Source organism: Paenarthrobacter sp. AR 02 (genome assembly GCF_021538675.1).
GTDB lineage: Bacteria > Actinomycetota > Actinomycetes > Actinomycetales > Micrococcaceae > Arthrobacter.
The window spans coordinates 411,102-431,916 of the sequence record NZ_JAJUKH010000002.1; the positions used below are offsets into that span (position 1 = coordinate 411,102).

Consider the following 20,815-nt stretch of genomic DNA (forward strand, 5'->3'; position numbering starts at 1 on the left):
GTTCCGGGCTGGCCCTCAGGATCAGCCCGGACAATTGAGTCATCCGGCGCTACGGTGAGCCGGCAACCTTAAGGACATAGTGCAGGGCATCAACGATTTCATCCTCGCCGCGGCAGGGCAGCCTTGGGTGTTGTTCCTGGTGTTGGCCTGCTGCGTGATTGATGGCTTCTTTCCACCGATCCCCAGCGAGTCGGTGGTGGTGGGCCTGAGCGCCGTATCCGGCAGCAGCGGCGTGCCCAATGTGTGGCTGCTGGGCTTCATGGCGGCCCTGGGGGCTTTCGCGGGGGACAACATCGCCTACCTTATTGGCCAACGCATTGGCGTCCAGCGCTGGCGATGGATGCGTACGCCGCGCATGCAGGGCGCCTTCCTCTGGGCGGGCAAGGAACTCCGACGTCGGGCAGCCTCCCTGATCATGGTGGCGCGGTTCATCCCAATCGGGCGGGTGGCGGTCAACCTGACAGCGGGTGCCACGAAGTTCAATCACCGGCGCTTCGTCGGCCTGACGGCCATGTCCGCGATCCTGTGGGCCTCGTATTCCGTGGTGCTTGGCTACTTCTTCGGAGTGTGGTTCGAGCACAACCATCTGTTGGGCGCAGTAATAGCGATCGTCGTAGCCGTGATCCTGGGCGTCATTATTGATCGCATCATCAGCAGGGTCCGCGGATCCGTGCCGCTGGACCGAAAAAACATTCCCGGGGAAGGCGCTCCACCTCCACCCACGGTATGACGTGGGCGGCTCCCCAAGATCAGTCCCGCGGCTGACGCAGGAACGAGCAGTGCACCGGTAGCGTTAAACGCGTGATCCCAAGGCTGGGACGTAGCGAACGACGTCCCGGCCGTGGGACACTAATAGCGACTTTGGTCACAGTGTCAAGTCATATTCATCTAGGAGCTACCACCGCGTGGAGTCTTTGAACCAAATGCTCGAGCATGCAGCCGGGCAGCCCTGGATTTACCCGGTACTCCTTGTCTTCTTCTTTATTGACGGATTTGCCACCATCCTCCCCAGTGAAACGGCCATCGTTGGCCTCTCGGCGCTGTCCCTTCACAGCGGAGAGCCCAACCTGTGGATCCTCGGGGCTACAGCACTGATCGGTGCCATGGCGGGCGACAACATGGCCTACATGCTGGGCCGTAAAATCGGCCTCACCCGCTGGAAGTGGATGCGACGACCCAAAGTCCAGAAGATGTTCGCCTGGGCCCAATACGAGCTGGATAAGCGCGGAGCGGTCCTCATCTTCACGGCCCGCTACATTCCGTGGGGACGCGTCGCGGTGAACTACGTTGCGGGACAGACCGGCTTCCGCCACCGGACCTTCTTCCTCCTGGACGCCTTTGCGTGCGTCACGTGGGTGGGATACTCCATCGGCATCGGCATCCTCGCGGGCCAGTGGGTACACAACAACCCGCTGCTCGGTGTGGGCATTGCCGTGGCATTCGCGGTGGTCCTGGGCATCGTGGTGGACCACGCATTGCGCTGGTGGCACAAGTACTTGGAGAAAAAGGATCATGCCCGCGAGGCAGCGGCACCTGCGCAGGCACCCAAGCCGGACTCACAACACAACGCGGTTGCCGGCGTCGACCTCTCCAAACCGACCGGCTAAGCGGCCTGCGCTTGCCGGTGGGACTAGTCTTAGTACGTGACTGAGCCCATACTTGACGCCGCCCCTGCCCTTGACTTCGACCTGAAGAGCCTGCCAAAGGTTTCCCTCCATGATCACTTGGACGGAGGACTCCGCCCAGGCACCATCATTGAACTGGCCGAGGCCGTCGGCCACACCCTGCCCTCCACCGATCCCGTGGCATTGGGCGCCTGGTTCCGCGAGTCCGCCGACTCCGGCTCGCTGGTCCGCTACCTTGAAACGTTCGACCACACCATTGCCGTCATGCAGACCAAAGAGGGCCTGTTCCGGGTCGCCAAGGAATTCGTGGAGGACCTCGCCGAGGACGGCGTGGTCTACGGTGAAGTCCGGTGGGCTCCTGAGCAGCACCTCCAGAAGGGCCTGACCCTCGACGAAGTGGTGGAGGCCGTCCAGACTGGACTCGAAGCCGGTGTTGACGCGGCCGAGGAGCGCGGGCAGCAGATCCAGGTGGGACAGCTGATCACCGCCATGCGCCATGCCGACCGCGGCCAGGAGATCGCCGAACTCGCCGTCCGCCACCGGGCCAACGGCGCCGTGGGCTTCGACATTGCCGGCGCAGAAGACGGTTTCCTGCCGTCCCGCTTCAAGGACGCCTTCACCTACCTCGCCGAAAACAACTTCCCCGCAACCGTCCACGCCGGTGAAGCTGCAGGCTTGGACAGCATCCAGTCGGCACTGGTTGACGGCCGGGCCCTGCGCCTCGGCCACGGCGTCCGGATCGCCGAGGACATCTCGGTTGAGTTCGAGGACAACTCCGACGACGACGGCGAGGACGTGATCGGCATGGTCACCATCGGCAGCGTGGCCGCCTGGGTCCGCGACCGCGGCATTGCCTTGGAGGTCTGCCCGTCATCGAACCTGCAGACGGGTGCGATCGCAAGCTTCGGAGAGGGCATCGAAAGCCACCCCGTGGACATGCTGTTCCAGCTCGGTTTCAATGTGACCATCAACACGGACAACCGGCTCATGAGTGGCGTCACCCTGACGGACGAGTTCGAGCTCCTGGTGGAGACGTTCGACTACGACCTCGACGATTTGCTCGAGCTCACCCTCAACGCAGCGGAGGCAGCTTTCCTGCCGCTGGACGAGCGTGAAGCCCTGGTCGAGTACATCAACGATGCCTACGCCAACCTCGCCTGATTCTCCCCTGAACCAGCTGCTGGGCAGCGTCGCCGCGCTCCGGGAGCATTGTCCCTGGATGGGGGCGCTGACCCACGAGTCGCTGGTGGAGTATCTGATCGAGGAAGCCTATGAAGTGGTGGACTCGATCGAGGCCGGCGACTCACCTGTAAGGGACAGCGAACTCCGCGGCGAGCTGGGCGATGTACTGCTTCAGGTAGTACTTCACGCCCGGCTCGCCGAGGAGCGCGGCAGTTTCACCTTCGACGACGTAGCCCGGTCCATCAACGCCAAGATGGTCCGGCGCAATCAGCACGTCTTTAAGGCCGATGGTTCCCTGCAGGAGAGTTTCCCGGCCAGTGTCGAGGAAATCATCGTGAAATGGGACGCCGCAAAACGGGCCGAGAAGCCCGAACGGAAGGACCCCTTCGAGGGCATTCCGCCGCACCTTCCTGCGTTGGCAGCGGCGCAGAAGTCCTTGGACAGGGCCGTCCGTGCGGGCTTGGACGTCGACGCGGAAGGCGCGCTGGCCGCCGTCGGACTTCCTGCTGTCCCGGCTTCGGAAGAGGCGCTCGGTGAGTTGCTGCTCGCCATCGTCACCGCGGCCCGGGAGCAAGGTCTCGACGCCGAACGGGCCCTCCGCGCCACGGTTCGATCGTTTCAGAACAACCAGGCCCAGGGTTCATGACGTGAAAGGTTGGAAGTCGTTCCGTAACCTGAGCCACTCTGGACTACGCTAGTAGCGACGAGGACGTTGAGAATTTCCCTCCTCATTCCTGTAATTTGCCCATAAGGAGCACATCCATGGCGCTTATCGATGCCATCCACGCACGCGAGATCCTTGATTCCCGCGGAAACCCGACCGTTGAAGTTGAGGTCCTGCTCTCCGACGGCCAGATCGGCCGCGCAGCAGTTCCGTCCGGTGCTTCCACCGGTGAGCACGAAGCTGTCGAACTCCGTGACGGCGACAAGGGCCGTTACCTCGGCAAGGGTGTCCAGAAGGCCGTTGACGCGGTCATCGACGAGATCTCGCCGGCCCTGATCGGCTTCGACGCCACAGACCAGCGCAGCATCGACCAGGCCATGATCGACCTGGACGGCACCCCCAACAAGGGCAAGCTCGGCGCCAACGCCATCCTGGGTGTTTCCTTGGCCGTGGCCAACGCCGCAGCAGCTTCGGCCGACCTGCCGCTGTACAAGTACCTCGGCGGCCCCAACGCCCACGTACTGCCCGTTCCGCTGATGAACATCCTCAACGGCGGTTCGCACGCCGACTCCGACGTGGACATCCAGGAATTCATGATCGCCCCGATCGGTGCCGAGACCTTCTCCGAAGGCCTGCGCTGGGGCGTTGAGGTCTACCACAACCTCAAGTCCGTCCTCCAGGAAAAGGGCCTCTCCACGGGCCTCGGCGACGAGGGTGGCTTCGCTCCCAACCTGCCGTCCAACCGTGCGGCCCTCGACCTGATCACCGAAGCCATCAAGAACGCCGGCTACACCCCGGGCACGGACATCGCCCTGGCCCTGGACGTCGCATCTTCGGAGTTCTACAAGGACGGTGCCTACCAGTTCGAGGGCAAGGCCCTCTCGGCCACCGAGATGAGCGCTTACTACGCCGAGCTCGTTGCCGACTACCCGCTGGTTTCCATCGAGGACCCGCTGGACGAGAACGACTGGGAAGGCTGGAAGACCCTCACCGACACCATCGGTGACAAGGTCCAGCTGGTGGGCGACGACCTCTTCGTCACCAACCCGGTCCGCCTGCAGCAGGGCATCGACGCCGCAACGGCCAACTCCCTGCTGGTCAAGGTCAACCAGATCGGTTCCCTGACCGAAACGCTCGACGCCGTTTCGCTGGCTCAGCGCTCCGGTTACACCACCATCACCTCGCACCGCTCCGGCGAAACCGAGGACACCACCATTGCTGACATCGCCGTTGCCACCAACGCGGGCCAGATCAAGACCGGTGCCCCGGCACGTTCCGAGCGTGTCGCCAAGTACAACCAGCTGCTGCGTATCGAAGAAGAGCTCGACGACGCCGCACGCTACGCCGGCCGCAGCGCGTTCCCGCGTTTCAAGGGCTAGCATTCCGCGAAAACAGCTGACCGGTGGCTATGGTGGAAAGACCATGGCCACCGGTTCTGTTTAACGCTGGCCACCTCAAACAAGCAAGCGCAGCAACCCGCCAGGCAAGCACCGGGCATTACAGGAGTGTCATGGCTACCCGTCGTCCGAAGGTACCCAGGGCCGACGCCTTGGGCTCCGGCTCCAGCGCATCCCGGCCGTCCACCCCGGCTCCCCGTCCCGAGTTGGCCGGGGCAGCAAGCCCGGACAAGGGCGGGGCCGACGTCATCAAGGCAGAGTTTGGTGCCACCCGCACCGCTTCGAAAGCGACGATGACGGCGACGCCCGCCAAGGCGGCCGGCAGCGGCAGCAAGAGCCCAAAGAAGCCCACGGAGTCCGGGAAAGCCCCCGCCACCGGAAAGAAACCGGCTGCCTCGACCAAAGCTGTGTCCGGCGGCCCGGGACGGTCGACCCCGTCTGCCAAGGACGGACGTGAGGCCGATCCCGTTCCTGCGAAGGCATTCTCCGGGCGAATGCTTGCGTTGGCCGTGGTCATGATTGCAATCACCATCATGCTGGCTCCTACGGTGAAGATCTTCCTTGAGAAACGTGCCGAGATTTCGGCGTTGGAGGGCGAAATCGCCAGCCGCAAGGCCGAGCAAACCGAGCTGAACAAACAGATCTCACGGTGGCAGGACCCCAACTATGTGAAACAGCAGGCCCGCGACCGCATTAACATGGTTATGCCGGGTGAAACGGGCTACTGGGTGTTTGGCGGGCAGGAAGCCGCTGGCACGCCGGGTGGCCGCACCGGCTCCGGCTCGTCTGCAAACCCGGAGAATCTGCCCTGGGTGGATGCTCTTTGGGAGTCAATCAGACGGTCGGCAACTGACTAGACGCGGCGCCCACCGCCGTCGTTCCCGCCTGGGACACGACTAACGGGCAGGAAGGTTGGCAACGCACGTGGAAGAGTACACGGCAGCCCTGCCCCAGGAATCCCGCCAGCCGTCGGCACACGATCTCGAGGTCCTCAGCCGCCAGCTCGGCAGGCCGGTCCGGGACGTCGTTGAGATCCCCGCGCGGTGCGTCTGCGGCAACCCACTGGTTGCAGCCACAGCGCCCCGGCTGAGCAATGGAACACCGTTTCCCACGACGTTCTACCTGACCCACCCGGTCATCACCTCCGCGGTGTCGCGGCTGGAAGCGGGCGGGCTCATGAACCGGATGAACGACCGGTTGACCGAGGACGGGGAACTCGCCGAGTCCTACCGCGGGGCACATGAGGCGTATCTCCAGGCACGCAACGATATTGCCGACCGTTCCGGAACCGGGGCCGTGCCCGAAATCGATGGCATCTCCGCTGGTGGCATGCCCACCCGGGTCAAGTGCCTGCACGTGCTGGTGGGTCATTCCTTGGCTGCCGGATCCGGCGTGAACCCCTTGGGGGACGAGGCCTTGGAAGCCATCTCCGAGTGGTGGACCAAGGACCGCTGCTACTGCGACGGCGCCTGGGATACGGCGGGGGAGGCCCCTTTTCGTGATCTCAGCCGCCATGGTCCGCAGGGCCTGCCCGACATCGTGGGCCGGCCGGCACCCGTGCGGAAGCCGAAAACCGACACTGCCGGCGAACAGACCGGCAGTGAGCACTCCGGCAGCGAGCAGGAGGGCACAGCATGAGCCGCGTCGCCGCGATCGACTGTGGAACCAATTCCATCCGCCTGCTCATCGCGGACACCGCGGCCGAGGGAGCTCCGGGGCCCTTGACGGACGTCGCGCGCGAAATGCGCGTAGTGCGGCTCGGGCAAGGCGTTGATGCTACCGGCGAACTCGCCCCGGAAGCCCTGGAACGCACGTTCGCTGCCGCTGGGGACTACGCAGGGCTCATCAGGGAACACGGTGCCGGGCGTGTCCGTTTCGTGGCCACATCGGCAACCCGCGATGCCCGCAACCGCCAGGTTTTCGTGGACGGGATCCGGGAGCTGCTGGGCGTCGAGCCTGAAGTGATTTCCGGAGATGAGGAAGCTGCGCTCTCGTTCGCGGGGGCCAGCAGCGTCCTTCCCGCGACGGGTGAGGACGCCATCCTGGTCGTGGACCTGGGCGGAGGCAGCACAGAATTCGTCCTGGGGGATTCCACTGGGGTGATTGCTGCCCGTTCCGTGGACATTGGATGCGTGCGTCTGACTGAACGCCACCTTCGCAGCGATCCGCCCACTGCGGCGCAGATCGCCGCAGCGGAGGCCGACGTCGATGCCGCCCTTGCGCTTGCAGCCCAGGCCGTGCCGCTGAACCGCGCCACCGCCGTCATCGGCGTTGCCGGGTCGATCACCACCATCACCGCGCACGCGCTTGGCCTGAGCGAGTACCAGCCAAGCCGGATCCACGGTGCCTCCCTGGACCTGGAAACGATCAGCGACGCCGCCACCAACTTGCTCGAAATGACCCGTGCCGAACGGGCAGCGCTTCCCTACATGCATCCCGGTCGCGTAGACGTCATCGGTGCCGGCGCCTTGGTGTGGCGCCGCATCCTGGCGCGGCTGGCCGAGGTCAGCGACGGTGCCATCAGTGCCGCTGTTTCCAGCGAGCACGACATCCTGGACGGCATTGCGCTGAGTATCCGGGGAGCCGAATGACGTTGCGACGCCGCTCCCTTTCGGTTGCGCTGGCCAGCACCCTGGCTGGCGGGACCCTCGCGGGTGCGCTGCTCACGGCTCCGGCCGCCAACGCCGATGCCTGGCGTGACAAGGAGTTCTGGCTCAAGGACTCCGGGATCACCAACGCCTGGCAGGTTTCCAAGGGTGCAGGCGTCAAGGTCGCGGTCATCGACAGCGGCATCGACGGCAGCCATCCCGACCTCAACGGCGTCGTGGTCGGAGGCACCGATGTATCCGGTGCCGGGGCACCCAACGGGCAGAAGAGCATTGGCGCCAAGACCGAGCATGGGACGTTGGTGGCAAGCATGTTGGCTGGCCGGGGACACACCACGCCCACGGCCTCGCCTTCAGCATCCGCCTCCGCGCCTCCCGCTGCGCCGCCTACCACCCCTCCCGCAGGCGGGCCTGACGGAATCGTAGGTGTCGCGCCTGAGGCGCAAATCCTTTCGGTCTCCACCTGGCTCGGCTCCCCGAACCCTGGCGGCAAGACGGACCAGGAACAAATCCCGGACGCCGTTCGCTGGGCCGTGGACAACGGCGCCAAAGTCATCAACATATCGCTGGGCAGCACCTCGCCGGACTGGCCACAGAGCTGGGACGCGGCGTTTCTTTATGCCGAGCAAAAGGATGTTGTCATTGTGGCTGCCGCCGGTAACCGGGTTGGCGGCAACATCCAGGTCGGCGCCCCCGCCACCATCCCCGGTGTCCTGACCGTAGCCGGGCTTGACGGCGAGGGACGCGCCAGCGTGGACTCCTCCTCCCAGGGGATCAGCATTGGGGTGGCGGCCCCTGCCGAAAAGCTGGTGGGTGCGATGCCGGGCGCGGGCTACGCCGAGTGGGCCGGCACGTCCGGGGCGGCACCGATCGTCTCCGGTGTTGCCGCACTGATCCGTTCCAAGTGGCCTGAGATGAGCGCCAGCCAAGTCATCAACAGGATCGTCAGCACGGCAAAGGACGCAGGTGCTCCGGGTAAGGACCCGCTGTACGGGTACGGCATCCTCAACGCAGAAGCTGCCCTCAAGGATGATGTGCCCGCGGCGGCCAGTAATCCCTTGGGCTCCATCGCGGACTGGATCCGTGTTCATCGCCGCGGAGATCTCAGCGTGCCTTCGCAGGCACCGGTCGCGAGCCCTACCAGCGCCGCGCCCACCTTGGCTGACCCCACCGTTCCGGTAGCCAAGACGCCGGCGACGATGGATGACGCACTCCCTGCCGCCGTCGTCCTGGGTTTTGGCGGCCTTTTTGTCGCGCTGATCGTTGGCGCCGCGATTCAACTCCGAAGGGTTTCCAAGCGTCCCGGGCCGGTGGTGGAGGAGGCCGAAACCGGAGTGGTTGAAGCGGTGGATCCACCCGGCAAAAAGTAGTTAGTGAAGATTTTCACAAAGTGTTGTACTCTGGACTCATGGCAACCACCCCTGAGCTCATTGACCGTCCCCGGGTCCTCGTCGTCGGCGGCGGTTACGTCGGCCTGTACGTAGCCCTCAAACTGCAGAAGAAGATCGCGAACGCGGGCGGCATCGTCACCGTCGTCGATCCCCTGCCGTACATGACCTACCAGCCCTTCCTTCCGGAAGTTGCAGGCGGCAACATCGAGGCACGCCACGCCGTCGTCTCGCACCGTCAGCACCTCAAGCAGACTGAGCTCATCCAGGGCCGCGTCACCAGCATCGACCACGCCAACCGCACCGCGGTCATCGCCCCGGCCGATGGCGGCGAGAACTTCGAAATCCCGTACTTCGACGTCGTTATGGCCGCTGGCGCCATCACCCGTACGTTCCCCATCAAGGGCCTCGCGGACAAGGGCATCGGCCTGAAGACCATCGAGGAAGCTGTTGCACTGCGCAACAAGCTCCTGGAGCGCATCGAAGCCGCTTCCACCATGACTGACCCCGCAGAGCGCGCCAAGGCCCTCACCTTCGTGGTTGTCGGCGGCGGCTTTGCCGGCATCGAGTGCCTCACCGAAATGGAAGACCTCGCCCGCGCCGCAGTGCGCAACAACCCGCGCATCCGCCAGGAAGAAGTCCGCTTCATCCTGGTCGAAGCCATGGGACGCATCATGCCCGAGGTCACCGCCTCGCAGGCAGAATGGGTTGTGGAGCACCTCCGTAGCCGCGGCATCGAAGTTCTGCTCAACACCTCCCTGGACAGCGCCGAGGGCACCCTCAAGCTCATCAACCTCCCGGACAAGACTCCGGCACAGGAAGTTGAAGCGGACACCCTGGTCTGGGCTGCCGGCGTGCAGGCCAACCCGATGATCCGCTCCACGGACTTCCCGCTGGAACCCCGCGGCCGCGTCCGCGTCCTCCCGGACCTGCGCATCGCAGGCGACGAAGGCATCGTGGAGAACGCCTGGGCCGCTGGCGACATCGCCGCTGTTCCGGACCTCACGGGCAAGGGCCTGCCGGACGGCACCTGCGTCCCCAATGCACAGCACGCTCTTCGCCAGGCCAAGAAGCTCGCCAAGAACCTGTGGGCTTCCCGCTGGGACAAGCCGCTGCACGACTACAAGCACAAGAACCTTGGTGCTGTGGCCGGCTTCGGCGAGTGGAAGGGTGTTGCAAACATCAACCTGCTCGGCCGTATCGGCCTCAAGGGCGGCCTCGCCTGGCTGGCACACCGTGGTTACCACGGCATGGCGATGCCCACCGTGGAGCGCAAGTTCCGCGTGGTCTTCGGCTGGATCCTGGCCTTCTTCGCAGGTCGCGACACCACGCAGCTGATCGACCTCGACAACCCGCGCGGTGCCTTCGTGGCCGCTGCAACGCCGGCCCCGAAGCCTGCAGCTGCCCCGGCACCCGCCGAAGCCAAGCCCGCTGCCGAGGAAGCCAAGACTCCGGTAACGGCTGACGCCAAGTAGTACACGCACGACGGCGGCCACCCCCTTTGCGGGAGTGGCCGCCGTCGGCGTTTAAACAGTCGCGATTTCGCGGCCCCTAGACTGGTGGCATGCCCGGTGAATCCGACTTGGAGACCCTCCTGCAATCCCTGCATCCCGTGGTCCGCGACGGTGAGTACGTGTACGCGCTGTGGCCGCACGGGCGTCCCCTGGAGGGCGGGGTGGAGGCGGCCGTGCGTGAGGCCGAAGGACTGACCGTCGTCCTGCGAAGGGACGAGGCCGACCGGCTGGGCCTCACCTACGATTTCGTGGCCTCGTGGATCACCCTCCAGGTCCACTCCGCCCTCGAAGCCGTAGGTCTCACAGCAGCTGTCAGCGCGGCCCTGACGCACGCGGGAATCAGCTGCAACGTCCTTGCTGGATTCCACCACGACCACCTGTTGGTGGCGGCTGCTGATACGGGCCGTGCCATGGAGGTGCTCCAGTTGCTGTCCAGGGGAGTGGTGCTGCGTTCGGAAAGGCCGGGGGACAGGGCTGAGATCCTGGACCTGACGGCCCGCGCATTCTCCGTCTCTCCCGTGACGGGTGAGCCGGTGGAGGGAACGCCCGTTGAGGTTGGCTTGCTGCGGGAGCTTTTCGAATGCAGCGGATACATTCCCGAACTCAGCATTGTTGCTGAAATCGGTGGGGAGATCGTGGGTCATGCCATCTCAACAAGGGCTTGGATTGACGGCCTGCCGGTCTTGGGTTTGGGCCCCATTGGTGTGCTGCCCACGTTCCAACGGCGCGGCGTCGGATCGGCGTTGATGCGTGAAACAACAGCGCGGGCAACAGCCCTGGGGGAGCGCGGTATAGCGTTGCTCGGCAGCACCGCCTACTACCCTCGTTTCGGTTATGTGCCGGCCTCGTCACTGGGTGTTGAAGCACCGGATGCGGCATGGGCCGCGCACTTCCAGTTGCTGCCCTTGCCGGAATGGCCCGACGGCGTTCGGGGCACCTTCCGCTACGCGGAACCCTTCAACAGGCTGTAGCTGGGATACCATGGTCCGGGCGCCCCAGTAGCCCAATTGGCAGAGGCAGCGGACTTAAAATCCGCGTGTTGTGGGTTCGAGTCCCACCTGGGGCACGGCGGAAGGTGAGAGCTGTTTCTCCCTTCCGCGACGCGGGTGCCGTGTTCGGTGCCATTTCCCAGCAACCTCGTAGATTTCCCACAGGCAACGAGTGTTATAGGGATGTGACCTGAATCACTTATGTTCGCCGATCAATTGCATTAGTTTGAGTCTTAATCAGGAACACCTGAGTAATCGCATCAAAGGCAGTTCGCACCTTTCGATCGAGGAGACAACGAATGTTTGATCTTTCCCCAGCGGCGCCCCGAGCCGCCAAGCTAACCGCGCTTGGCATTGGGGTCGCTCTCTTGGCCACAGCTTGTGGTGGGTCTTCGACTCCAACACAAACTGGGTCGTCATCCGCCGCGTCCGCAGCAGGAATCTCCTGCCCGGCGCCCAGTGCGGGGGCGGGAGCCGGCAACAGCGCGGCTGCCACCAACTCTGGACCTGTACCTCCCTCGACCACTACTACTTCCACGCCGCTCAAGCTTGGATCGCTCCTGCCGACAACGGGGTCGCTGGCGTTCCTTGGCCCACCGGAAATCGCCGGTGTGAACCTCGGCATCAAGGAAGTCAACGACGCCGGCGGTGTCCTGGGTGCTCCCGTATCCGTGGTCCACCGCGACTCCGGTGACACCAAGACCGACATCGCCACGCAGTCCACCACGGCACTCCTTGGACAGGGTGTCAGCGCCATTATCGGTGCTGCCTCCTCCGGTGTTTCCAAGACCGTCATCAACCAGATCACCGGTGCCGGTGTCATCCAGTTCTCGCCTGCGAACACGTCGCCTGACTTCACCACGTGGGACGACAAGGGCCTCTACTGGCGTACTGCACCCTCCGACGTCCTGCAGGGCAAGGTGCTCGGTAACTACATGGCCACCTGTGGAGCCCAGACCGTTGGCATGATCGTCCTCAACGACGCTTACGGAACCGGCCTGCAGAAGAACGTCAAGGAAGCCTTCGAGGCAGCCGGCGGAAAGGTTGTGGCCGAGGAACTCTTCAACGAAGGTGACTCGCAGTTCAGCAGCCAGGTGGACAAGGTACTGGCCGCCAAGCCGGACGCCATCGCACTGATCACTTTCGACCAGGCCAAGAGCATCGTCCCGCTGATCACCGGCAAGGGCATCAAGCCCACGCAGCTGTTCATGGTCGACGGCAACACCTCTGATTACAGCAAGGACTTCCAGCCGGGCACCTTGAAGGGCGCGCAGGGAACCATTCCCGGCACGTTCGCCAAGGATGACTTCAAGAAGAAGCTCCTGGCAATCGACCCGGCCCTGAAGGATTACAGCTACGCAGGTGAATCCTACGACGCCGTGAACCTGATCGCCCTGGCCGCCGAGGAAGCCAAGAGCACCAAGGGCACCGACATTGCAGCCAAGCTCAAGGACGTTTCCGAGGGCGGCGAGAAGTGCAACAGCTTCGCAGCCTGTGTCACCTTGCTCCGCCAGGGCAAGGACATCGACTACGACGGCCAGTCCGGTCCAGTCACGTTCTCCGACGCCGGTGACCCCACCGAGGCGTACATCGGTATCTACCAGTACCAGGATGACAACACCTACAAGCCGGTCCGCGAAGAGTTCGGCAAGCTCTAAGCTCTGAGACGGTAGCAAACGCAACAGGTCCCCTTCCTCCCGGAGGTTGGGGACCTGTTCCCGTTAAGCCATCGGGAGGACTCTTTCCACCATGGCGACTCCCTGCTGTTCAAAGGATTCGTCACCTATGCTGTGAGCCCAGACCACCGTTCCCACTGCTTGGTCGAGGTTTTCGAGCCGCCATGCAGAGGCCTCCTCAGGACTTGTGACTGCCCTTCCCAAACCTTCTTGAAAGGCTGCGGCCAAGGCTGCATCCGCCAGGAACTGTTGGTGGGTGAGCCGGACCAGATCGTGTACCCACGGGCGCAGGTCGGCGCGGCCGAAGTCTATGACTTTCACCTCGCCGTCGTCGTACAGCCAGTTCCTTGGTTGGTAGTCACCGTGACTGGTCACCACCTCGATCGGTGAAAGCTCGACGGCGGCAACCTCCTCTGTCAGGCGCCGTACCAGGCCCTCAGCCAGGAGGCCCTGCGCTTTGCCGATCACGGCCCTGGTTCTGGCCGCCAGCGAACGCATGTAACTCCGGGAGATCCCGGCCGGACTATGCAGCCGCGCCAGAAGCGCTCCGGCCTGCCGATAGGTATCGGGAGCGTGCTCCGCCGGACTCCCCGCGACAAGAGTGCCTGGGAGGAAACGTGTGACCAGAAGGCGGGCATCGGCGGCAGCATGGAGGAGGACGGGCACGCGGCCTTCCAGACCGGGCATTCCACGGGAATAGGCGGCGATCTCGCGGCGGACGTGGTGGCTGGTTTGGCTGGCCTTGACGATGTAACGCCCGCCATCCGGGGTGCCGAGCTGCAGGACCGTGGTGTCCTGCATGGGCCAGGAGTGGTCGCTGATGACCTCGAAGGGGCCCAGCCACGAGGACAGAAGCCGCTGCTGCTCCTCGCTGATCCCGTCTTTCACCAATCCAGCATGCCACGGGTTGCTGGCGACGCATGTTGTGAGGCCTGCTCTGCGCGCCATGAGGGGAGTATGGGGCGCAGAGCGGGCCCCACAACAAAGGGTGGGCCCCGGCTCAGTAACCGAGCTGGGGCCCACGTGGTGTTGGAGCGTCGTGGATCTACTAGACCTCGTCCGCCAGGGTGCCCAGGTACAGCTGGATCACCTTGGGGTCTTTCATGAGCTCACGGCCCGTACCCGTGTACGCGTCCTTGCCTTGGTCCAGGACGTATCCGCGATCGCAGATCTGGAGGCAGCGGCGTGCATTCTGTTCCACCATGATCACCGAGACGCCGGCACGGTTGATCTCGTGGACGCGCAGGAACGTCTCGTCCTGCTTGACGGGGGAGAGGCCGGCCGACGGCTCATCCAGCAGCAACACAGCCGGGTCCATCATGAGGGCCCTGCCCATGGCCACCATCTGGCGTTCGCCACCCGAGAGGGACCCGGCGCGTTGTGCACGCCGCTTGCCCAGTTCCGGGAACAGGCTGGTGACAAAGTCGAAGCGCTCGGCGAAGACCTTGGGCCGCTGGAACATGCCCATCTGGAGGTTCTCTTCAATGGTCAAGGTAGCGAAGACGTTGTTGGTCTGCGGAACGAAGCCCACGCCCTGGGTCACCAGCTTGTTGGCCTTCAACCCGGTGAGGTCCTGCCCGCGGACCACAACAGAGCCGGAGTGGACCTTCACCAGGCCGAACATGGCCTTGAGCAGGGTGGACTTGCCAGCGCCATTGGGTCCGATAATCCCGATCAGTTCACCCTTGCGTGCCTCGATGCTGCAGCCATTAAGGATGTTGACGCCCGGGATGTAGCCCGCCACCAGGTTGGTGACTTTGACGACGGATTCGCTCGCCGGGGCAGCTGCCGATGCCGGCATTGCGGCGGGACTGCTCATTTCCGGTCCTCCTTGTTGGGTTCTACGACGTCGGACAGGATGCCAGCATCTTCCGTTCCGACAACCGACTCGTCGTCGGCTACGAGTTCCGCTTCGAGTTCCTTGATGCCTTCAGCGTCGCCAAGATCGACGTCGTGGTGCGCGCCAAGGTAGGCGTCGATGACGGCGGGGTTCTTCATCACTTCTCCCGGAGGTCCCTCAGCCACCACCTTGCCTTCGGCCATGACCACCACCCAGTCAGCGATGTGGCGGACCATGTTCATGTCGTGCTCAACGAAGAGGACAGTCATGCCTTCGGCTTTGAGGTTCTTGATGTGGTCCAACAGCGACTGTGTCAGTGCCGGGTTCACGCCTGCCATGGGTTCATCGAGCATGACGAGCTTGGGCCGGACCATCAATGAGCGTGCCATTTCCAGGAGCTTGCGCTGGCCGCCGGAGAGTGACGCAGCGTAGTCGTCCTTCTTGGCGTCAAGCTTGAACTTCTGCAGCAGGACGTCAGCCTGTGCGGTAATGTCCCGTTCCCGGCCACCCCACATGCCTTTGAACAGGGCCTTGGAAAGCCGTTCGCCAGGCTGGTCGGCAGCGCCGAGGCGCATGTTTTCCATGACGGTCAACTTGCCCATGACCTTGGTCAGCTGGAACGTGCGGACCATGCCCATGCGGGCCACCTTGTAGGAAGACACCCCGGCGAGACTGTTGCCTTCAAACTGCCACTTGCCCGAGTTGGGTGTGTCGAAACCGGTCAGCAGGTTGAACAGCGTGGTCTTGCCTGCACCGTTGGGCCCAATCAGGGCCGTGATCTTGTGGCGGGGAATTTCGAGGTACTCGACGTCCACGGCGTTGATGCCGCCAAAGGAACGGGTAACGCCCTCTGCCACCACGATCGGATCACGCTTCTTGCAGCCGGGCAGGTTCTCCCCGACGGCGATCGGCCGCGAATCGGTCATGTAGTCGATGTCTTGTTCGTTCATTTCACTCATGCGAATGCAAGCTCCTTCTTATTGCCGAAGACGCCTTGCGGGCGGAAGATCATCAGGAGCATCAGTGCCACACCCACCAGGATGTAGCGCAGCTGGCCTGCCTGGACAGTGGTCAGCCACGTGATGACCCCCGATTCGATGAGGCCGTAAAGAAGGCTCTGGGTCAGCGAGAGCACTACCCAGAAGATCATGGCTCCAATGACCGGCCCCAGGACAGTGGCCATGCCACCGAGCAGGAGGCAGGTCCACAGGAAGAACGTCAGCTCGGTGCCGTAGTTGGATGGTTGGACAGCGCCGCGGGGCAGCGTGAAGATCATGCCGGCAAGTGCGCCGAGCACACCGCCAATGACCAGCGCCTGCATCTTGTAGGAGTAGACGTTCTTACCGAGCGATCGAACGGCGTTCTCGTCTTCCCGGATGCCCTTCAGTACGCGGCCCCAGGGGCTGCGCATGAGGAGCCAGACCAGCAGGCAGCAAACGATGACCAAGGCCCAACCCACCACGCGGATGAAGAAGTCCCTGTTGTTCATGCCCATGTAGGAGCCTTCGGGGAATGGATTCATGGCGTAGAAATCGCCCTCGAAGGCGGCCAGGCCGTTTGCCGAACCAGTGACGCTGGTCAGCTGGTTGGTAGTGACGACGTACCGGACGATTTCCGCGGACGCGATAGTCACAATGGCCAGATAGTCGGCCCGTAGCCTCAGCGTCGGAATGCCGAGGATGAAGGCGAAGATCACCGAACACAGGATGGCGATCAGCAGGCCGATGAAGAACGGAGCCTTGAACGTCAGGGTGGAGATGGCAAAGCCGTAAGCACCCACGGCCATGAAACCTGCCTGGCCGAAGTTCAGCAGGCCTGAGTAGCCGAAGTGGACCGCAAGGCCCAAAGCGGCAAGTGCGTAGGCCGCCGTCGTCGGACTGAATAGTTCGCCAAGGGCGCTGGAGAGAATAAATCCGAAATCCATGGCCCGCTCCTAACCCACACGCTCACGCCGGCCGAGGATACCCTGCGGTCGGAACAGAAGGACAACAATCATGATGAACAGGGCACCGACGTATTTGAGGTCGGCGGGGAGGCCGAACACGGTTGTCAGTTCCACGAAGACGCCGACGACGATCGAGCCGATCAGTGCGCCGAAGACGGTTCCCAGGCCGCCCAGGGTCACACCGGCGAAGATGAGCAGCAGGATTTGCGAGCCCATGTCGAAGGTGACGCCGGGCCGGTAGTACGCCCACAGGATGCCGCCAAGGGAAGCAAGCACACCGCCAACGATCCACACAAGCCTGATCACGGAGTCGACGTCGATGCCGGATGCCGCTGCCAGTGCGGGGTTGTCCGCCACGGCGCGTGTTGCCTTGCCGAGGCGCGTTTTCAGCAGGACGATGCCCACCAGTGCGATGACCACGGCACTGATGATCAGCGACCAAAGGTTGTTCGGCGTGATGGACACGGGGCCGATCTGGATCTCGGCGCTTTGGGCTCCGGGCAGCTGCTGTGTGGCGCCGCCGAAGAAGAACTGGATAACGTACCGGATTGCCAAGGCAAGGCCGATGCTGACGATCATCATGGGGACAAGGCCTGAGCCACGTTTACGCAGCGGGCGCCACAGTCCAGCGTCCTGGACGTAGCCGAAGACTCCGCCGCCGACCAGTGCCAGCAGGATGGCCAACCAGAAGGGCAGACCCATGCCGTTGAACATGAACACCAGGACCGCGCCCAGTGTGACCATCTCGCCGTGGGCGAAGTTGGTGAGGCCGGTGGTTCCGAAGATCAGGGAAAGGCCAACAGCGGCAAGGGCCAGGAGCAAGCCGAAGCTCAGGCCTGCGACGAGGCGGTTGAGCAGGTTCTGGCCGAAGTCCTGTTGCTGGATCACAATGCCTTTGCCGAAGGCGAAGATCACCGACAGGTTGGAGGTCTGGCTGAAGGTGACATCGCGGGGATTGTCCTGGCCTTCAGCGAGCTTGATGCCGTCCGGCAGGGTGGAAGTGTCCAGCTCTACCCTGTAAGTGCCCTGGACCGGGACGCCGATGCTCCAGGCACCGTTGGCTCCTGAAGTGGCTTCGCCCTGGAAGCCATTGCCGGAGGCCTTGATTTTGACGCCGGGTATGGGTGCCCGGGCATCATCGCGGAGGAATCCGCTGATGTTGTTTTGGAAATTTGTTGCTGATGGCGAAGGCGAGGGGGTGGTTGCCTCCGCCGCGGGGGCGGCGATCAACAGAACAGCAATGAGGGAAGCGAAAAACGCCCCCACTACTCTCTGCAGTCCCTTGGACCGTCTGATGGACGGGTCGCGCAGTGTGCTTCTCAAAATGGAAACCTCCACAGTGGGGGTGATCCCGGCTGCGCCATTGCGGCCGGTGCGAACGGTCATGGGGCTTGTGAACAACTCTTTGCCTAGCTGCCTCGATGTGATCTAAGTCACCCATGTGTGGCCTATGTTACCGCTCGCGGGGAGTAATGAATGCCCAGTTCGGCAGTGCAAAGATCGCGATCAGGTAACAACTGTGAAGCTGGAGGCAACAAGCAATGTAGTACTTCTTAAGTAAACCTTTGTTGTTTGACGGTGCTACTAAACGTTCGGGCGAACGCCTACGTCGTTCACTGTTCCAATTCCGTGTCACGGTTGTGTTTCGGCCTCGTGAACAAGGGAACTTTCGCTGCCGCCCGGGCGTGGTAATTGGTACCGTGAACTATCACTTAGCCCTTTTTCAGGAGGACACCCGTAATGGCACTTGGCGGAAACCCAGTCTTCAACGGAAAGAATTTCCGTGGAGCAAAGCAGGCCCCGCCTGTACCGCAAAATCCCTACGGCCAGCAGTTTAACCAAGCCGGTCGAGCACCCTCGCAGGTCATGGATGGCCAAGCCGCATGGTCGGCTCAGCAGCAGAACATGACCAACGAGCAGCTGCAGCAGATGTACAACCAGCCCTCGGCCGGCCCCGCCGACACCGGGCGCATGACGTATGACGACGTCATCATGAAGACTGTCGCCTGCCTCGTGGTTTTGGTCATCGGTGCAGGTGTAACGCTCTTCGTTGCCCCGGCGCTCTCCAGCCTGCTCATGATCGTTGGCGCGCTGGGCGGTTTCGTCCTGGCCCTCGTCAACACGTTCAAGAAGCAGCCCTCGCCCGCGCTGATCCTGGCTTACGCCGGCCTCGAGGGCCTGTTCCTCGGCGGCCTCACCCGCATCCTTGATGGCATGTTCCCGGGCGTCGGCTTGCAGGCAGTCATCGGCACCCTTGCAGTTTTCGGTGTCACGCTGGTCCTGTTCAAGAGTGGCAAGGTCCGTGCGACTCCCAAGATGGTCCGCTTCTTCATGATCGCCACCATCGGTTACGCGGTCTTCGCGCTCATTAACCTGGTCATGATGTGGACCGGTGCCGTACAGGAGCCGTTCGGCCTCCGCTCCGCCCCCATCTTTGGCATCCCGTTGGGCGTCTTCATCGGCATCCTGGCCATTGGCCTGGCAGCGTTCTCGCTCATCATGGACTTCACCAGCATCGAGCAAGGCGTCCGCGCCGGTGCCCCGGAACGTTATTCCTGGATTGCCGCGTTCGGCCTGACGGTCACCCTGGTGTGGCTATACGTCGAGATTATCCGCCTGCTGGCAATCCTTCGCGGCGACGACTAAAACCGCCGGACAAGTAAACGCCAAAATGCCCCCGAACAATGTTTGGGGGCATTTTTGTATTCACTGCTAGCTCAGGCGCTCGAACACCACCGCCATGCCCTGCCCGCCGCCTACGCACAGGGTCGCAAGCCCCAATGCCCCGTCACGCTCCTTCAAGCCATTCAGCAGCGTGCTGGTCATGCGGGCGCCGGTCATCCCAAAGGGGTGCCCCAACGCGATGGCACCACCGTGGACGTTAAGCTTGGCCGGGTCGATCCCCAGTTCACGGGCGCTGGCGAGAACCTGAACCGCGAAGGCTTCGTTGAGCTCCACCAGATCAATGTCGTCCATTGTCAGGCCGGCCAACGCCAGTGCCCGACGGGAGGATTCCACCGGTCCCATGCCCATGAGCTCGGGGGAGAGGGCGCTCACTCCGGTCGAAACGACGCGCGCAAGGGGCTGAAGTCCAAGTTCTCGGGCCCGGGTGTCGCTCATGACCACCACGGCGGCGGCGCCGTCGTTAAGGGGGCAGGCGTTCCCCGCAGTCACTGTCCCGGACGCGCGGAAGACGGGCTGAAGCGCCGACACCGCTTCAAGGGTCACCCCGGCCCGGGGCGAATCATCGCGGTCCACCACAACCCCATCCTTGCGTGTGTACGGTGTGATCTCGCGCGAATGGAACCCCGAGGCAATGGCGGCTTCGGCGCGGTTCTGGCTCAGGACGCCCCACTGGTCCTGCTCGGCCCTGCTGATGCCATAGCTTGTGGCGACGTTCTCGGCGGTCTGCCCCATGGAGATGTAGATGTCCGGCAACCGCCCGCCCAGCCTGGGGTCGGTCCACGGGATGTTTGAGGCCGCACGGGCAGCTGTGCGCTGTGCGGCAGACTCGAAAAGGGGATTGTGGTTGGCGGTATCGGTTTCACCCGCTCCGGCCCAGTTCTGGTAACGGGATACGCTCTCCACCCCGGCCGAGACGATCGCGTGGGCTTCACCGGATTTGATGGCGTGGAAGGCCATTCGCAGCGTTTGGAGGCTCGAGGCGCAGAAGCGGTTGATGGTGGCCGCCGGTACGCGGTCCAGCCCGGCCAGGACCGCAACCACGCGCGCCATGTTGGAGCCGGCCTCGCCGCTGGGCTCTGCGCATCCGAGCAGGATGTCATTGAGTCCCTTGCCATCATCGGCTCCGGGATCGAACTCGGGCAGCTTGGCCAGGGCAGCCTGGACCATGGCGGTTGCGAGGTCGTCCGGACGTTCGTCCTTGAGCGAGCCCTTGAAGGCCCGGCCTATGGGACTCCTTGCGGTGGAAACGATGACAGCCTCAGTCATGGCCCAAGCTTACGCCCGGCATCCGGAAGGAAAACCGG

Annotated in this window: 19 protein-coding genes and 1 tRNA gene; 14 read left to right on the plus strand and 6 right to left on the minus strand. The window is 63.6% G+C overall.

What is annotated here, in order from left to right:
* Window positions 1-79 precede the first annotated feature (79 nt).
* The 13 genes from LRQ04_RS08065 to LRQ04_RS08125 all read left to right on the plus strand — a co-directional run bounded on the left by LRQ04_RS08065 (window position 80) and on the right by LRQ04_RS08125 (window position 13,023).
* A complete protein-coding gene (locus LRQ04_RS08065) occupies window positions 80-730 on the plus strand; it encodes a DedA family protein (protein WP_235519260.1) in 651 nt (216 codons plus the stop codon).
* A 193-nt stretch (window positions 731-923) separates the two neighbouring features.
* A complete protein-coding gene (locus LRQ04_RS08070; protein ID WP_235519744.1) occupies window positions 924-1,607 on the plus strand; it encodes a DedA family protein in 684 nt (227 codons plus the stop codon).
* A gap of 36 nt (window positions 1,608-1,643) precedes the next feature.
* The gene (locus LRQ04_RS08075; protein WP_235519261.1) at window positions 1,644-2,786 is read left to right on the plus strand and encodes an adenosine deaminase; all 1,143 of its coding nucleotides are present in this window, start codon (window positions 1,644-1,646) and stop codon (window positions 2,784-2,786) included.
* Window positions 2,764-3,453, plus strand: coding sequence for a MazG nucleotide pyrophosphohydrolase domain-containing protein (locus tag LRQ04_RS08080; protein ID WP_235519262.1), 690 nt, complete (start codon window positions 2,764-2,766; stop codon window positions 3,451-3,453). The genes LRQ04_RS08075 and LRQ04_RS08080 overlap by 23 nt, the downstream gene beginning before the upstream one ends.
* A 116-nt stretch (window positions 3,454-3,569) precedes the next feature.
* Window positions 3,570-4,850 carry a phosphopyruvate hydratase gene (gene eno / locus LRQ04_RS08085; protein WP_235519264.1) on the plus strand — a complete coding sequence of 427 codons (1,281 nt, stop codon included), beginning with the start codon at window positions 3,570-3,572 and terminating at the stop codon, window positions 4,848-4,850.
* Window positions 4,851-4,981: 131 nt separating this feature from the next.
* Window positions 4,982-5,725 (plus strand): septum formation initiator family protein, encoded by a 744-nt coding sequence (locus tag LRQ04_RS08090; protein ID WP_235519266.1) that lies wholly within the window; start codon window positions 4,982-4,984, stop codon window positions 5,723-5,725.
* 67 nt (window positions 5,726-5,792) lie between these two features.
* A complete protein-coding gene (locus LRQ04_RS08095; RefSeq protein ID WP_235519268.1) occupies window positions 5,793-6,506 on the plus strand; it encodes a DUF501 domain-containing protein in 714 nt (237 codons plus the stop codon).
* Window positions 6,503-7,459: a Ppx/GppA phosphatase family protein gene (locus tag LRQ04_RS08100; protein ID WP_235519270.1), complete on the plus strand. Its 957-nt coding sequence runs from the start codon at window positions 6,503-6,505 to the stop codon at window positions 7,457-7,459. Before LRQ04_RS08095 ends, LRQ04_RS08100 begins: the two co-directional genes overlap by 4 nt.
* Complete coding sequence (locus tag LRQ04_RS08105; RefSeq protein WP_235519272.1) at window positions 7,456-8,844, plus strand: S8 family serine peptidase; 1,389 nt, start codon at window positions 7,456-7,458, stop codon at window positions 8,842-8,844. The genes LRQ04_RS08100 and LRQ04_RS08105 overlap by 4 nt, the downstream gene beginning before the upstream one ends.
* A 38-nt stretch (window positions 8,845-8,882) precedes the next feature.
* Complete coding sequence (locus tag LRQ04_RS08110) at window positions 8,883-10,337, plus strand: NAD(P)/FAD-dependent oxidoreductase (RefSeq protein WP_235519274.1); 1,455 nt, start codon at window positions 8,883-8,885, stop codon at window positions 10,335-10,337.
* 89 nt (window positions 10,338-10,426) lie between these two features.
* Window positions 10,427-11,347 (plus strand): N-acetyltransferase, encoded by a 921-nt coding sequence (locus LRQ04_RS08115; protein ID WP_235519276.1) that lies wholly within the window; start codon window positions 10,427-10,429, stop codon window positions 11,345-11,347.
* A gap of 21 nt (window positions 11,348-11,368) precedes the next feature.
* A tRNA-Leu gene (locus tag LRQ04_RS08120) sits at window positions 11,369-11,442 on the plus strand.
* Window positions 11,443-11,664: 222 nt separating this feature from the next.
* Window positions 11,665-13,023, plus strand: coding sequence for an ABC transporter substrate-binding protein (locus LRQ04_RS08125; RefSeq protein ID WP_235519277.1), 1,359 nt, complete (start codon window positions 11,665-11,667; stop codon window positions 13,021-13,023).
* Between the two features lie 63 nt (window positions 13,024-13,086).
* Here the strand turns inward: LRQ04_RS08125 and LRQ04_RS08130 are convergent, their stop codons facing one another.
* The 5 genes from LRQ04_RS08130 to LRQ04_RS08150 all read right to left on the minus strand — a co-directional run bounded on the left by LRQ04_RS08130 (window position 13,087) and on the right by LRQ04_RS08150 (window position 18,212).
* Window positions 13,087-13,989, minus strand: a complete 903-nt coding sequence (locus LRQ04_RS08130) for a phosphotransferase family protein (protein ID WP_235519279.1) — start codon at window positions 13,987-13,989, stop codon at window positions 13,087-13,089.
* A gap of 100 nt (window positions 13,990-14,089) precedes the next feature.
* Window positions 14,090-14,860, minus strand: coding sequence for an ABC transporter ATP-binding protein (locus LRQ04_RS08135; RefSeq protein WP_235519282.1), 771 nt, complete (start codon window positions 14,858-14,860; stop codon window positions 14,090-14,092).
* Window positions 14,857-15,840, minus strand: coding sequence for an ABC transporter ATP-binding protein (locus tag LRQ04_RS08140; protein ID WP_235519290.1), 984 nt, complete (start codon window positions 15,838-15,840; stop codon window positions 14,857-14,859). Before LRQ04_RS08140 ends, LRQ04_RS08135 begins: the two co-directional genes overlap by 4 nt.
* Window positions 15,837-16,805 (minus strand): branched-chain amino acid ABC transporter permease, encoded by a 969-nt coding sequence (locus LRQ04_RS08145; RefSeq protein ID WP_235519291.1) that lies wholly within the window; start codon window positions 16,803-16,805, stop codon window positions 15,837-15,839. Before LRQ04_RS08145 ends, LRQ04_RS08140 begins: the two co-directional genes overlap by 4 nt.
* A gap of 9 nt (window positions 16,806-16,814) precedes the next feature.
* The gene (locus LRQ04_RS08150; protein WP_235519292.1) at window positions 16,815-18,212 is read right to left on the minus strand and encodes a branched-chain amino acid ABC transporter permease; all 1,398 of its coding nucleotides are present in this window, start codon (window positions 18,210-18,212) and stop codon (window positions 16,815-16,817) included.
* 354 nt (window positions 18,213-18,566) lie between these two features.
* On the opposite strand from LRQ04_RS08150, the gene LRQ04_RS08155 reads away from it, so the two are divergent.
* The gene (locus tag LRQ04_RS08155; RefSeq protein ID WP_235519297.1) at window positions 18,567-19,472 is read left to right on the plus strand and encodes a Bax inhibitor-1/YccA family protein; all 906 of its coding nucleotides are present in this window, start codon (window positions 18,567-18,569) and stop codon (window positions 19,470-19,472) included.
* A gap of 66 nt (window positions 19,473-19,538) precedes the next feature.
* On the opposite strand, the gene LRQ04_RS08160 is transcribed toward LRQ04_RS08155, so the two are convergent.
* Window positions 19,539-20,777: an acetyl-CoA C-acetyltransferase gene (locus LRQ04_RS08160; protein WP_235519298.1), complete on the minus strand. Its 1,239-nt coding sequence runs from the start codon at window positions 20,775-20,777 to the stop codon at window positions 19,539-19,541.
* Window positions 20,778-20,815: the final 38 nt, after the last annotated feature.